Annotated in this window: 12 protein-coding genes; 9 read left to right on the top strand and 3 right to left on the bottom strand. The window is 53.0% G+C overall.

Annotated features, from left to right (window positions below; all coding sequences use genetic code 11):
* From ACEQ15_RS14740 to ACEQ15_RS14700, 9 genes are all read left to right on the top strand, one after another.
* Positions 1 to 791: aminotransferase class V-fold PLP-dependent enzyme (locus ACEQ15_RS14740; RefSeq protein WP_370279978.1), on the top strand; the 791-nt coding region annotated here is incomplete at its 5' end.
* Between the two features lie 37 nt (positions 792 to 828).
* The gene (gene bhcB / locus ACEQ15_RS14735) at positions 829 to 1,806 is read left to right on the top strand and encodes a beta-hydroxyaspartate dehydratase BhcB (RefSeq protein WP_370279977.1); all 978 of its coding nucleotides are present in this window, start codon (positions 829 to 831) and stop codon (positions 1,804 to 1,806) included.
* Positions 1,807 to 1,831: 25 nt separating this feature from the next.
* Positions 1,832 to 2,989 (top strand): 3-hydroxy-D-aspartate aldolase BhcC, encoded by a 1,158-nt coding sequence (gene bhcC / locus ACEQ15_RS14730; protein WP_370279976.1) that lies wholly within the window; start codon positions 1,832 to 1,834, stop codon positions 2,987 to 2,989.
* Positions 2,990 to 3,059: 70 nt separating this feature from the next.
* The gene (gene bhcD, locus ACEQ15_RS14725; RefSeq protein ID WP_370279975.1) at positions 3,060 to 4,058 is read left to right on the top strand and encodes an iminosuccinate reductase BhcD; all 999 of its coding nucleotides are present in this window, start codon (positions 3,060 to 3,062) and stop codon (positions 4,056 to 4,058) included.
* 349 nt (positions 4,059 to 4,407) lie between these two features.
* Positions 4,408 to 5,268 carry an oxaloacetate decarboxylase gene (locus tag ACEQ15_RS14720; RefSeq protein ID WP_370279974.1) on the top strand — a complete coding sequence of 287 codons (861 nt, stop codon included), beginning with the start codon at positions 4,408 to 4,410 and terminating at the stop codon, positions 5,266 to 5,268.
* An 86-nt stretch (positions 5,269 to 5,354) separates the two neighbouring features.
* Complete coding sequence (locus tag ACEQ15_RS14715) at positions 5,355 to 6,008, top strand: HAD hydrolase-like protein (protein ID WP_370279972.1); 654 nt, start codon at positions 5,355 to 5,357, stop codon at positions 6,006 to 6,008.
* A gap of 300 nt (positions 6,009 to 6,308) precedes the next feature.
* Positions 6,309 to 7,025 (top strand): DUF5020 family protein, encoded by a 717-nt coding sequence (locus tag ACEQ15_RS14710; protein WP_370279970.1) that lies wholly within the window; start codon positions 6,309 to 6,311, stop codon positions 7,023 to 7,025.
* Between the two features lie 311 nt (positions 7,026 to 7,336).
* Positions 7,337 to 8,779 (top strand): nucleobase:cation symporter-2 family protein, encoded by a 1,443-nt coding sequence (locus ACEQ15_RS14705; RefSeq protein WP_370279969.1) that lies wholly within the window; start codon positions 7,337 to 7,339, stop codon positions 8,777 to 8,779.
* Positions 8,780 to 9,270: 491 nt separating this feature from the next.
* Positions 9,271 to 9,843 (top strand): phosphoribosyltransferase, encoded by a 573-nt coding sequence (locus tag ACEQ15_RS14700; protein WP_370279968.1) that lies wholly within the window; start codon positions 9,271 to 9,273, stop codon positions 9,841 to 9,843.
* 266 nt (positions 9,844 to 10,109) lie between these two features.
* On the opposite strand, the gene ACEQ15_RS14695 is transcribed toward ACEQ15_RS14700, so the two are convergent.
* The 3 genes from ACEQ15_RS14695 to ACEQ15_RS14685 all read right to left on the bottom strand — a co-directional run bounded on the left by ACEQ15_RS14695 (position 10,110) and on the right by ACEQ15_RS14685 (position 13,329).
* Positions 10,110 to 10,532 carry an SRPBCC family protein gene (locus tag ACEQ15_RS14695; RefSeq protein ID WP_370279967.1) on the bottom strand — a complete coding sequence of 141 codons (423 nt, stop codon included), beginning with the start codon at positions 10,530 to 10,532 and terminating at the stop codon, positions 10,110 to 10,112.
* Positions 10,533 to 10,615: 83 nt separating this feature from the next.
* Complete coding sequence (locus ACEQ15_RS14690; RefSeq protein WP_370279966.1) at positions 10,616 to 11,044, bottom strand: DUF2059 domain-containing protein; 429 nt, start codon at positions 11,042 to 11,044, stop codon at positions 10,616 to 10,618.
* Positions 11,045 to 11,418: 374 nt separating this feature from the next.
* The gene (locus ACEQ15_RS14685; protein WP_370279965.1) at positions 11,419 to 13,329 is read right to left on the bottom strand and encodes a methyl-accepting chemotaxis protein; all 1,911 of its coding nucleotides are present in this window, start codon (positions 13,327 to 13,329) and stop codon (positions 11,419 to 11,421) included.
* Positions 13,330 to 13,443: the final 114 nt, after the last annotated feature.

Genomic DNA, 13,443 nt, shown 5'->3' with positions numbered 1-13,443 from the left:
ACGAGATCAAAGTTGTACTGGTAACTCACAACGAAACTGCAACCGGTGTACGCAGTGACATTGCTGCCGTACGTGGTGCGATGGATGCGGCTAACCACCCGGCGATGATGTTCGTGGACTGCGTAAGCTCGCTGGCGTCTATGCCGTTTGAGATGGATGCCTGGGGTGTAGATATCGCAATCTCCGGTTCGCAGAAAGGTTTCATGCTGACTACCGGTATGGCGATCCTGGCGGCAAGCCCGAAAGCACTGGCTGCGATGGAAACTGCACAGCTGCCACGTACCTTCTTCGACTTCCGCGACATGATGAACGCGAACAATGCGGGTGGTTTCCCATACACCCCACCAAACCAGCTGATCTACGGCCTGAAAGAGAGCCTGGAGATGCTGTTTGAAGAAGGTCTGGAAAACGTTTACGCCCGTCACCACCGTCTGGCGGAAGGTGTGCGTAAAGCCGTTGAAGCTTGGGGCCTGAAGCTGTGTGCTCAGTCTCCGGAGCTGTACTCCGACACCGTAAGCGCGATCTACGTACCTGAAGGTTTCGACAGCAACCAGCTGACTGACCACGCGTTCAGCACCTACGGCGTGTCCTTCGGTATCGGTCTGGGTGAGATGAACGGTAAAGCGTTCCGTATCGGCCACCTGGGTTCCCTGACCGACGTAATGGTGCTGTCTGGTCTGGCAACCATCGAGATGGCGATGGCCGACCTGAACTATCCAATTGAACTGGGCTCCGGCGTAGCCGCAGCACAGGAGTACTACCGCAAGACCACCCAGAAAGTGGACGTGTAATTCCGGCAAACCAACAACCGAATAGAAGAGGTAACTCATGAGCAGTTCGACTGAACAGACCATGATCATTCCGACCTACGACGATGTTCTGGCGGCGCACGAGCGTATCAAGCCGTACATCCATGAAACGCCGGTGCTGACATCGCGCCTGCTGAACGAACTGACCGGCGCTGAGTTGTTCTTCAAATGTGAGAACTTCCAGAAAGCCGCTGCGTTCAAGGTGCGCGGTGCGTCCAACGCGGTCTTCGGCCTGACTGAAGAGGAAGCAAAGAAGGGGGTGGCGACACACTCTTCCGGTAACCACGCGCTGTCTCTGTCCTACGCGGCAGGTCAGCGTGGTATCCCGGTAACCGTGGTAATGCCACGTACCGCACCGCAGGCGAAGAAAGATGCGGTAGTCGGTTACGGCGGCACCATCGTTGAGTGTGAGCCTTCAACCAGCTCCCGTGAAGCGGTGTTTGCCGAAGTCGTAGCGGAATCCGGTGCTGACTTCGTACACCCATACAACGATCCGCGTGTAATCGCGGGCCAGGCAACCTGCTCTAAGGAGCTGGTGAGCCAGGTGGAGAATCTGGATGCAGTGATCGCACCGATCGGTGGCGGCGGCATGGTGTCCGGCACTTGCCTGACCCTGTCCAACATTGCACCGGAGATCAAAATCTACGCGGCAGAGCCTCTGAACGCCGATGACGCGGCGCGCTCTTTCCGTGCTGGCCACATCATCGCCGATGATGCGCCAAACACCGTAGCTGACGGCTTGAAAGTGCCGTTGAAAGACCTGACTTGGCACTTCGTCAGCAATCACGTCACCGATATCCTCACCGCGACGGAAGAGGAGATCATCGACGCGATGAAGCTGATCTGGAAGCGCATGAAGATCGTCGTAGAGCCAAGCAGCGCGGTACCGCTGGCGACGATCCTGAAGAACCCTGAAATCTTCAAAGGTAAGCGTGTCGGGGTAATCCTCACCGGAGGCAATGTCGATCTCGACAAACTTCCGTGGCTCAACAACTGATCTGATTTTCAACAGGAGAATAAAAATGACTGCATTGAATGATCCTAAGAACCTGGAAGTGGGTTACGACGTGCCGGCGGTACCGGGAATGGATGAAGCTGATATCCAGACACCTTGCCTGGTTGTAGACCTGGACGCGCTGGAAAAGAACATTCGCACCATGGGCCAGTACGCTAAAGAGATGGGTGTTCGTCACCGTGTACACGGCAAGATGCACAAATCTGTTGATATCGCACTGCTGCAGGAAAAGCTGGGTGACAGCTGTGGTGTGTGCTGCCAGAAAGTATCTGAAGCGGAAGTATTTGCCCGCGGTGGCATCAAAGACGTACTGGTATCCAACCAGGTGCGTGATCCAGCGAAGATCGACCGTATGGCGCAGCTGCCGAAACTAGGTGCTCGCACCATCTGCTGTGTCGACGACATCGAAAACGTAGCGGAGCTGTCTGCTGCGGCTCAGAAACACGGCACTCAGATTGAATGCCTGGTTGAGATCGACTGCGGTGCAGGTCGTTGTGGTGTTGAAGCGGGTCAGCCGGTTGTAGATATCGCTAAGGCGATCGACGCGGCTGAAGGCCTGAAGTTCTCTGGTATCCAGGCATACCAGGGTGCGATGCAGCACATGCAGAACTACAACGAGCGTAAAGAGAAGATCGATATCGCCGTTGAGATGGTGGCACGTTCTGTGGACATGCTGAAAGAGGAAGGTCTGGAGTGCGACATCGTTGGTGGTGGCGGTACCGGTTCTTACTACTTCGAAGGTAACTCCGGCGTGTACAACGAACTGCAGTGTGGTTCCTACGCGTTCATGGATGCGGATTACCAGACCATTCATGACGAGAACGGTGAGCGAATCTCCGAGTTTGAGAACTCCCTGTTCATCCTGACCACCATCATGAGCCACGCCAAAGCAGATAAAGCGATCTGTGACGCGGGTCTGAAAGCACAATCTGTGGACAGTGGTCTGCCATACGTATTCGGTCGTGACGATGTGGAATACATCAAGTGCTCCGATGAGCACGGTGTGATCGCCGATCCGAACGGTGCGCTGAAAGTGAACCAGAAACTGAAGCTGGTTCCGGGTCACTGTGACCCAACCTGCAACGTACACGACTACTACGTAGGTGTACGTAACGGCAAAGTAGAAACCCTGTGGCCAGTAAGCGCACGCGGTAAAGCGTACTAATCCCTTCGAACGTTAGCCGCCCCAAACTCCCCTCGGGGCGGCTTCCTCAGAATTATCTAGGAGAAAGTCTATGGCGAACCCGTTAAACGGTGCCGGTACAGGCGTCTCAATTATTTCCGAAGCGGTATGTGAAGCCGTAGTCGGTCGCGGTGAAGCGTTCACCGCTGTGGAAAGCGTATTTGCCGCGATGGCAAAAGGCGATGCTTATAACTTCCCTGTAGTACGTGAAGCGATCGGTCACGCCGACGCGCTGTACGGTTTTAAGTCCGGTTTTGACCGCGCGGGTATGGTGCTGGGTTTGAAATCCGGTGGTTACTGGCCGGGTAATGTTGATAAGAACCTGACCAATCATCAGTCCACCGTGATCCTGTTTGATCCGGACACCGGTAAGCTGAAATCTATCGTCGGTGGTAACTACCTGACGGCGGTACGTACTGCGGCATCTTCTGCGGTATCTATCGCTCACCTGGCACGTAAGGATTCCAAAGTGCTGGGTATGGTTGGCGCGGGTCACCAGTCTACCTTCCAGCTGCGTGCAGCAGTTGAGCAGCGTGACTTTGAAAAAGTTGTGGCGTGGAACCCGCATCCGGAATACCTGCCACGTCTGGCTGAAGTTGCGGCTGAGCTGGGCCTGCCTTTCGAAGCGGTGGATCAGCAAACGCTGGGTGCACAGGCTGATGTAATCATCACCATCACCTCCGCGTTCGAACCGCTGATGATGAAAGACTGGGTGAAGCCGGGTACGCACATCGCCTGCATGGGCACCGACACCAAAGGTAAGCAGGAAGTGGATCCTGAACTGCTGGCGGCGGCGACCGTGTTTACCGACGAAGTTGCACAATCTATTAGCATCGGTGAAGCACAGCATGCTGTTGCCTCCGGTGCACTGAATGTTGATGACATCACCCCGGTGGGTGACGTGATCAATGGCGTCCATTCCGGACGCAGCTCTGATGATGAAATCACCCTGTTTGATGGTACCGGTGTAGGTCTGCAGGACCTGGCGGTGGCATCAGCAGCAGCGCGTCTTGCTGAAGAGCAGGGCAAGGTGAATGTCATCGACCTGTAAGCTCGTTGGGGGCTTATTAGGCTGTTGGAAATCTATCTGCGTTGTTATTACTGCGTTAAAAATCGACTCAAAATGCTCATTTATCACGCATAAACTCCGCTTTTTCGTCGATTTTTGCCTTGTACTAACTGCCTCGAAAACGTTTTCCAGCAGCCTGCTAAATCGTTCGAACCTTGTTGTCAGAAACTGAGCTGGTAACGCAGCTCCCCTGGGATCATCCATACCTCGGCTCACCGTAGGTATATCCCCCTTGCTACGGTCATAACATGTGTAGCGCCTCCCCCCTCTCCGGCTTGGAGAGGGGGATTTTTTATCCTCGCCGACAACTGCGGTGATTAGGTATTTCGACATGAACAACATCTCCAGAAAACGGATGAGACAGCTGCTGGAAACCGAGCAGTGTGTAACTTGCGCCTCCGTGTTCGACCCGCTGTCGATCCGGATGGCAAACGATATTGGCTTTAAGGTAGGTATTCTGGGCGGATCAGTCGCGTCACTGATGAACCTGGGTGCACCGGATATCTCTTTGCTAACGCTGAGTGAGCTGACCGACCAAGCACGACGTGTGTGCAGCGCGGCCAACCTGCCGGTCGTGGTCGACGGCGACAGCGGCTACGGTAACTCGCTTAACGTAATGCGGACCGTGGCGGATCTGGAGCACGCCGGTACCGCGATGATTACCCTGGAGGACACGGTACTGCCGCGTCCACACAGCCAACCGCCGATGAGCCTGACTTCCATCGACGAAGCCAAAGATAAACTGCGGGCAGCGCTCAAGGCGCGAACCGATCCTGAATTCGCCATCTTTGCCCGCACGCATGCATTGGAACAACAGTCTCTGGATCAGCTGATAGAGCGTGTTAAAGCGTACAGCCAGCTGGGGATCGACGGTATCTGTATCTTTGGCCTGAAAGAGAAAGAGAAACTCGCGCTCTTGTCCGAAGTAACCGATCTGCCGCTGATGCTGATTAGCTATGGTGAGGTAGATCTGGGTACTCCGGACACCATGGCCGCGCAAAACGTACGTATCCGTTTCTCGGGACACCAGGCATACGAAGATGCAGTGAAAGCGGTATATCAGTCGCTGATTCAGCTTTATTCCAACGATGCGAACCTGCACCCTGGCCGAAGCGGTAAGGATCTGATCAGTCACTATGCTGAAACCCGTAGGTTCAGTGAGATGATCTCCGAATACGTGGGAGTTGCCTGATAGGGGTTGTGAAATAACCTGACCTTTGGGTTAGAATTGCCGCGATTTATTGGAACAAACCGGTTTAGCATCTTAAGGCGCAGTGGATGAGCACACTCTTTTTTGATCTTGATGGTACATTGCTGGATACCCAGGCCGGCATTGCCGAGTCTATCCGTGTTGCGTTGTCTGAACTCGGTCAGCCGGAGGTCAGCGATCAGCAGCTGCAACAGTGCTTTGGTCCGCCCCTTCGGGTGAGTTTTGCCTGGATGCTCAACACGCAGGATCAGGCCCGTATTGCCGAAGCTGTTGGCCTCTTTCGGTCACATTACCTCGATAAGGGGATCTTCAACTATCGGATTTATACCGGTGTGCGTGAACTGCTGCAGGAGCTGACTCAGCAGGGCGGCAGGGCGGTGAGCCTGAGTGTGCTCACCGCAAAACCCCAACTGCAGGCGGAATGGCTGCTGGAGCATGCCGGTCTTGCAGGTTACTTCTCTGCTGTGCATGGCAGTGAAGACCAGGGCGTGAAAAGCGACAAATCCACCCACCTGGCCAGCATTCTGGCCGACGAATCACATCAGAGTACAAGCAACTGGGTTATTGGTGATCGTGCCAGTGATATCCATGCTGCAAAGGCCACAAACAGCCGTTCCGTGGCTGTGCATTGGGGCTACGGTGACCATCAGGAGCTGGTGGGCGCTGACAGTGACTTCCATATCGCAAGCCCTCAGGATCTGCTGCCACTGCTGGATCTTTAAATCAGTAACTATTCCCACTTGTCCATTTTCTACTTTTATACCGTTATCTTACGGGTTTTGTTTCTATCCTATACTTCGGGTTAATCACCATATGTGGTGCTGCAGGGCAGTGTTCATAATGCGGTAATAATTGTATACAAAATGATTATGTGGTTGTGGACGATAGTGCCTTTGGTCGTTATCGTGAGCACTGTTCGAGCCGCAGTGGGGTTGGCACGGCTTCCCGGAAACGGGTCACGTGTGGTTCGACAAAAAACATTCATAACCAGCAGAAAAAAATAAAAACCGAAGGAAGTAAGCATGAAGTTTAAAACGACAGCCGCTCTGGCTCTGGCCGGCACCATGATCTCCACATCTGCACAAGCGGAGCAGTTCTGGAGCGATTTTAGCCTGAGTTATCTGGACGGCAGTGACTATGAGTTGGGTGACCCGGATCGACAGGTTATCACCGTAGAGCACGCCAGCGGCCATAACTGGGGCGATACGTTCTTCTTCATGGACCGTCTGAAGTCCGATAACGGCGATACCGAAACCTACTTTGAGTTCGCGCCACGCCTGAGCCTGGGTTACCTGACCGGTAGCGATCTGTCTTTTGGCCCTGTTAAAGATGTTTACCTGGCCGGTACCTGGGAGAGTGGTGAAAGCTTTGATAACTACCTGGCGGGTTTTGGTGTAAGCCTGGACGTACCGGGTTTCCAGTACTTCAACGCCAACTTCTACCACGTAAACAACGACACTGATCCTGATAATGATCAGCTGACCCTGACCTGGGGACTGCCATTCAAACTCGGCTCTGCAGAGTTCCTGTACGACGGTTTCCTGGATTGGAGTACCGCCGAAACAAACCTGGCAGCGGAGATGAACTTTACCTCTCAGCTGAAGTGGAACGCAGGCAAGCTGATGGGTACCAAGTCGCCTTTGTACGTAGGTCTGGAATACGCATACTGGAACAACAAGTTTGGTGTTTCTGGCGTAGACGAGCGTAACCCGTCACTGCTGGTGAAGTGGCACTTCTAAGGCCGCATCAGAGCTTTTCCGCGTACCCAGGCTCTACCGGGTACGCATACTTCGCTTCCCCAGGCAGTGTTTAGAGTCATTGCCACATCGCTTACAGCTTGCATAACGAATGCGAGTTTAAATCTCCTCCGATCCTGATATCCCTCCGATTCAGCCGTTTCATAACGTGAGATGAAATCACGTCTTAAATGTATACATGTATATTTGTGTATTGTGGACATTATGATGCCTTGGGCTTAAGCTGAATGCTGACTTTTGGGTCAAATCTAGAAAACAGTATCCGAAAAAAAACAATTACGGAAAGACACTCTATGATTCAGCAAAATGATAAAGATTACCGGCAAGAAGCCGGTACGGACGAACTCATTTATGGCCTGGAAGACCGGCCTGCACCAGGGCCTGCTGCGTTTGCAGCGCTTCAACATGTGCTCGCATGTTTTGTCGCGATTATTACCCCGACTCTGATTATCGGTGGTGTACTTGGATTGGGTAGTGAAGTGCCTTATCTGGTGAGTATGGCACTGATTGTATCGGGGGTAGGGACCTTCATTCAGGCCCGACGTTTTGGCCCTGTTGGTTCCGGCCTGCTCTGCGTGCAGGGCACCAGTTTCGGCTTTCTCAGCGTAATCCTCAGTGCCGGTTTTATTGTGAAAGGCAACGGCGGTAGCAATGAAGATGTATTGGCCACCATCTTTGGTGTCTGCTTCTTCGCTGCCTTTGTGGAGATCGCATTCAGCCAGTTTATCGATAAGCTGCGCAAAGTAATCACCCCGGTAGTGACCGGGACGGTAATCAGCCTGATGGGGCTGTCGTTGATCAAGGTGGCGATGACCGATATGGCCGGTGGCTACGGCGCCGAAGACTTGGGATCACTGCGTAACCTCGGACTGGCTTTGCTGGTACTGGTAACCATTGTGGTGCTCAACCGCTTTCAGTTTCAGGTATTGCGCCTCAGCGCCGTGGTCGTGGGTTTGACCGTTGGCTTCGTGGCAGCCTGGAGCATGGGCATGGTGGATTTCAGCAGCCTGTCTTCGCTGGCAACTGTGAATTTCCCAGTACCGTTCAAATATGGCTTTAACTTCGATCTGGCGGCGTTTATTCCAATTGCGCTGATCTTCTTGATCACGCCACTGGAAGCGACCGGTGACCTCACCGCCAACTCCATGGTGTCCAAACAACCAGTCAGCGGACCTGTTTATCTACGCCGCATCAAATCTGGTGTACTGGCGGATGGTATCAACTCCTGTATTGCGGCGGTGTTTAACAGCATGCCGATGACCACCTTCTCGCAGAACAACGGTGTTATTCAGCTGACCGGCGTGGCAAGCCGTTACGTGGCTTTCTATATCGCAGCTATTCTGGTGTTCCTGGGGCTGTTCCCGATTGTCGGTGGCGTACTGCAGCTGATGCCAAAACCGGTACTGGGCGGCGCAACCCTGATCATGTTCGGTACGGTGGCGGTGGCCGGTATTAAGATCCTGGCCGAAGCCAATCTGAACCGTCGTAATATGTTTATCGTTGCGATCTCTCTTGGCCTTGGTCTGGGCGTGGCGGGTGTACCCGAAGCGCTGGAGTATCTGCCGAAAGCGATTCAGAACATCTTTGGCTCACCGATCACCATCGGTGCAATCAGTGCCATTTTGCTGAACATCTTCTTGCCTGATGAGACCGAACTCCAGGAGGAGTTCGATTCAAGTGATGAGGTGGCGGCAGAGTCGGTGAATGCTGATGGTTTTGCGAAAGCTGCGGAATAAGCGATGGATGTAATTCAGAAGCTATTAAAGCGCGCTTCTGGGTTGATGAACTTCACCTCTCAGTTGAGGTGGCACTTTTAAGTTTGTAGGGCGTTGTGGCCAGTGGATCTGTTTGGCCTGATCGGAGCATGAGTGGTGGCTTTGGTCGGTGCTGAGCATGGGATTGGAGAGGTCCACTGGCTACACCTTTTAACTCATATTAAGCAGCCGTCCGGCTGCTTTCTTTATATCTGGGTACAGCCCGCAAGGGCGAAAAAAAACCTGATACAAGATATACATCAACGCCGACCTTAAAAATCAAAAGTGGGTCGGCTGTTGGTATCTGCAGGGAGGGATTCCTGTGTATAATGGCCGATTAATTTTTCAGAACTGTATACAACGAAAGATCGGCGGTTACTTCAGCTTTGGCAGCACCCCGTCTGGAGCGGAATCAGTGCCTGTATAACAGGTGGTGAGGCCCCGATTTTGATTTCACAAGTAATAGGATCCGTATGGAAAAAGTTTATATCAGCGCCCAGCAACTTCTGGAAGACTCTACCCAGATGGCGTTACAGGTATTTGAAAGTGGTTTCCGCCCTGACTACATCGTCGGCGTATGGCGTGGTGGTGCACCGGTAGGTATCTCTGTACAGGAAGTGCTGGATTGTCTGGGTGTTGAGGCTGACCACATCGCGATCCGTACATCCTCTTACACCGGTATCGGTGAGCGTAGCCGTCACGTAAAAGTTCACGGCCTGACCTACCTGATCAAACGTCTGGAATCTGAAGATTCCCTGCTGATCGTTGATGACGTGCACGACTCCGGTCTGAGCATCCAGCAGACCATCATTGATCTGAAGAAAGCGTGTAAGAAAAACACCCCGGAAATCCGTATCGCAACGCCTTACTACAAGCCTGCGAACAACAAGACCGGCAACGTGCCTGACTACTACGTGCACGAGACCAACGAATGGCTGGTGTTCCCACACGAGCTGGACGGTCTGACCAAGGAAGAGATCCTGGAGCACAAACCTGAGTTTGCGGCTGTTGCAGCGAAAATGGCAGAGCTGGGCCGTTTCGAGTAAGAAACGCTTTAGCTTAAGCCAGATATAAAGAAACCGGCCCCGGTGGAATTCTTAGGAACTTCGTCGGGGCCGGTTTTTTTGTGTGTGAAAAATGTGTGGGATCATCATGTAGGGTAGCCTTCAGGCTACCGGCAGGCTAAAGCCTGCCCTACAAAGCAAGGTTAACAGTTAGTGTACGTGCTGCGAGAGAGTAGGTTGGCCAACGCATAGCGTTGCCCAACACTTCAGGCATCGCTAAGCGATGGCTGACCTACATTGGGCGGTACTTACGAAAACTTGTCCTTTAACGCACTCAAAAGCGCCTGATAAATCGGATTACAAAACTCCGACACCTCATCTTCGTTTGCTGAATCAAACGATGAGCTCCACTCAACCAGGCACACTCCATTCTTATCGCTCAGCTTCACCACACCAATGTAATTGCTCACAGCGTCACTCGCGACCGGTCCGGGTCCATCGTCGATGCTGTAGGAGTATGTGTATTTTCCGGAATCGAATTTGATGAGAGTTTCGTGAAAGGCGTCGTTAAGAATGCGTTTCGCGCCGATCTCGTTTTCACCTTTGTCGCCAACCTTTGTGACCGACGTGATTACATCGGGCGCCCAGGACATATCGTGAAAGTTGCTGATTGCTATCCAGATATCATCGATTGGTGCGCTGATTTCAACGCTGTTGTAACACTTACCCATAAGAGCGTTCCTCAAAGCTTTTTGTCGTGATCGCTACCGGTGCTCATCGAGAATCAGAGCGGCGACATTGCTGATTCACCGTGTTATTGCCGGTTTAGCTGATCGGCTTGTAGCATCTCAATAAGTTGCGGTTGATACTTTAAAGCCACTTGCTGACCTACCTTGCCACCCTCTGAAAACATGACGGGCATCAGCTCAACCGACTTTCTGCCAACAGGTGATTTATAAAACTCCAGAAGACGTACAATTTCCGCATCGCTATAGTATTTTTTATAAACCTGAACCATGCCCGGCTTCAGTTCTTCCCAAGTAAAGTACTTATCTGCCCACGCTTTTATCACTGCTCGATGATTCGCTAACTGCGGATTGGAAGCCGCCATTATTTCGATCATCTGGTTATGCATCTGTTGGATTTGGTTTTTGCCGCCAACAATTTCGATGAGTTCATCTATTGGCTCTGCATAGGCGTTGATTGAAAGCAGTAACATCCCGATTGGTAGTAGCTTTTTCATAGGTGTCTCCTTACTGAGCTTTTTACGGTTTGTTTTCCAGTACTTACATGGGCGCTACAGCTCCAAATCTGTTGGTTAATCACAGGTGATTAGCTTAAAGGATAGTCGTGCCGGGCAGATGCCACCATGTCGTAGAGGTAGGCCTAGTCGGTAAAGTTACGGATGTAGGTTGGCCGCGGCGCAGGGGTGGGGCAACGCGTCGGGCATCGCCTTGCGATGGCCGACCTACGGATTGCCATCGTTGAATATATTGATTGAGAGAGGCGTTCCCACGCCGGGGCGTGGGAACGAGTTTGGTGGGATTAGATGTGTGTAGGTTGGCCACCGCATTGCGGTGCCCAACACGTTAGAGTGGGGGGCTTCCCCGTTTGGCATCAAAACCTGAACTTAGACACCAACTCCTTCAACTCTGAAGCCATCTCCTTCAGCTGTCCGCACTCGGATGAGGTCTGCTTCACCGTCTCGCTGTTGTTACGCGATATCTCGGCGATCGACACTACATGCGGGCTGATGCCGCTGACCACGTTGGACTGTTCGCCTGTTGCTGAGGCGATCTGCAAGCTCATGTCGTTCATCGCGGCGATATTTTCCGAGATGTTATCCAACTGCTGACCGGAGTTGTTGGCTTCGGTCTGGCTCGCAGCGCTCAGGTCGGTGCTCTTGGAAATTGCATGAACCACGTCCTGAGTGTTGGATTGCAGCTTTTCGATAATCTCCCGAATCTCTTCGGTGGACTGATGGCTGCGGGAAGCCAAAACACGTACCTCGTCTGCAACCACCGAGAAACCACGACCCTGTTCACCCGCGCGTGCAGCTTCGATGGCGGCGTTCAAAGCCAACAGGTTGGTCTGTTCCGAAACCCCACGGATCACTTCCAGCACGCTGTCGATGGAGCTGGCATCCACGGCAAGCTGGCTAATGGTATCGCTGGTTTGCTGCAGATGTTCCGCCATGGTGGAGACACTGGATACGGTGTTGTTTACCGACTGGCCACCTTCGGACACTGCACTGTTAGCAACCTTAGCGGTATCTGCTGCCCGGTTGGCGCTGTTGGCGATCTCCTCGGCAGTCACACCCATCTGGTGGATGGCGGTGGCGACCTGTTCGATCTCGCTCGCTTGCTGGGCAATCTTCTGCTCCATCGTCTTGGCCTGGCCGTCGATCGCTTCGATTGCTTTATAGAGCTGATCGCCGGTCAGGGAGATCTGCCTCAGCAGCTCGCTGATGTATTCAACAAAGCTGTTGTAGCCCGCTGCGATTTTGCCGGTCTCATCGCGTCGACTGATGTCCAGGCGACGGCTCAGGTCGCTGCCACCCTTACCGATATCTTCCAGTACGTCAGCAACCTGACCAAACGGTGCAATCAGGTGATTGATGATCCAGGCACTGATGATCGTGAACAGCACGGCGATCCCCAAACCCATCCACAGCGTCACCCAGGTGACCTTATCGATAGCGGAGAAGACCTCGGCGCTGGGCACTTCTGCTACTACATACCATCCAATCTTCGGCAGATAGCGGCTGGCGAGCAGAGTTTTATCGTATTCACTGGTGGCAAACGGGGCTTGGTTGAGCAGGGTGCCAGTGTCGATGTCGCCCAGCATATTAATGTGCTTACCGACCAGCGATGGGTCTTTGTGCAGCTTGATGGTGCCGTTCTGATCAACCAGGAAGATGGAGCCTTGCTCGCGAATTTTGTACTGGCCGATGGTGCTGGCCATGGAATCCAGGGTGAGGCCTACGCCGGTAACCGCAAGCGTTTCACCGTTCTGCTGCATCCGGTAGTTGATAAACAGGGTAGGGACTTTGGATTGTTCGTCGATATCAAGGCTGAGGTCGAAGGCTTTGCCGCTTTCGACGAAACCGTAAAACCAGCGGTCTTTTTCATCCTGAGGTGACAAGGTTTTGAAGAGACCCGCCGGGGTGTAGTAGCTGCCGCTTTTGGCGGAAACCAGGAAGGCGGTGAAGGTATTAAATCCGTGGTTTATCTGTGACAGATATTGGGTCAGGGCCTGGGTTTGTTCTTGTGGTTCCGATTGGCGGATGAACTCAGCGTAATCGGTGTTGTTGGCCATCGTCTTGGCGATGGTGATCGGCCTGATCAGTTGGGCGTCTATATCGTTGGCGACCTCGCCGAGGATGGCGGGCAACTCCCTGTCAATTGTTCCTTCCAGAATGATGTCGCGGCTCGAGTTTAATGAAAATACGCTAATGATTGCTATCGCCGCTACCACGGCAGCAACGGTGGTCAGAACCACTTTTTGACGTATGTTTAACTGCAGCATCGAGAGCTCCGGGAATGTCATTGGTTGATTGCCCGCTCAGTAGGCTGGTCTGAGGAGCAGTCTTTTTTATTGTCCTTAGGGACGGTGCGAACAAGTCCTGTAGGCACTCTGGCT

It is taken from the genome of Pontibacterium sp. (assembly GCF_964228735.1).
GTDB lineage: Bacteria > Pseudomonadota > Gammaproteobacteria > Pseudomonadales > Balneatricaceae > Pontibacterium.
The sequence above is the reverse complement of the archived record's forward strand: the minus strand, read 5'-3'. Positions and strand labels throughout refer to the sequence as shown.

Coding starts and splice junctions, on each gene's coding strand:
- ACEQ15_RS14685 (WP_370279965.1), bottom strand. CDS start 13,329: ATGCTGCAGTTAAACATACGTCAAAAAGTGGTTCTGACCACCGTTGCT.
- bhcB (WP_370279977.1), top strand. CDS start 829: ATGAGCAGTTCGACTGAACAGACCATGATCATTCCGACCTACGACGAT.
- ACEQ15_RS14710 (WP_370279970.1), top strand. CDS start 6,309: ATGAAGTTTAAAACGACAGCCGCTCTGGCTCTGGCCGGCACCATGATC.
- ACEQ15_RS14720 (WP_370279974.1), top strand. CDS start 4,408: ATGAACAACATCTCCAGAAAACGGATGAGACAGCTGCTGGAAACCGAG.
- ACEQ15_RS14705 (WP_370279969.1), top strand. CDS start 7,337: ATGATTCAGCAAAATGATAAAGATTACCGGCAAGAAGCCGGTACGGAC.
- ACEQ15_RS14695 (WP_370279967.1), bottom strand. CDS start 10,532: ATGGGTAAGTGTTACAACAGCGTTGAAATCAGCGCACCAATCGATGAT.
- bhcD (WP_370279975.1), top strand. CDS start 3,060: ATGGCGAACCCGTTAAACGGTGCCGGTACAGGCGTCTCAATTATTTCC.
- ACEQ15_RS14700 (WP_370279968.1), top strand. CDS start 9,271: ATGGAAAAAGTTTATATCAGCGCCCAGCAACTTCTGGAAGACTCTACC.
- ACEQ15_RS14715 (WP_370279972.1), top strand. CDS start 5,355: ATGAGCACACTCTTTTTTGATCTTGATGGTACATTGCTGGATACCCAG.
- ACEQ15_RS14690 (WP_370279966.1), bottom strand. CDS start 11,044: ATGAAAAAGCTACTACCAATCGGGATGTTACTGCTTTCAATCAACGCC.
- bhcC (WP_370279976.1), top strand. CDS start 1,832: ATGACTGCATTGAATGATCCTAAGAACCTGGAAGTGGGTTACGACGTG.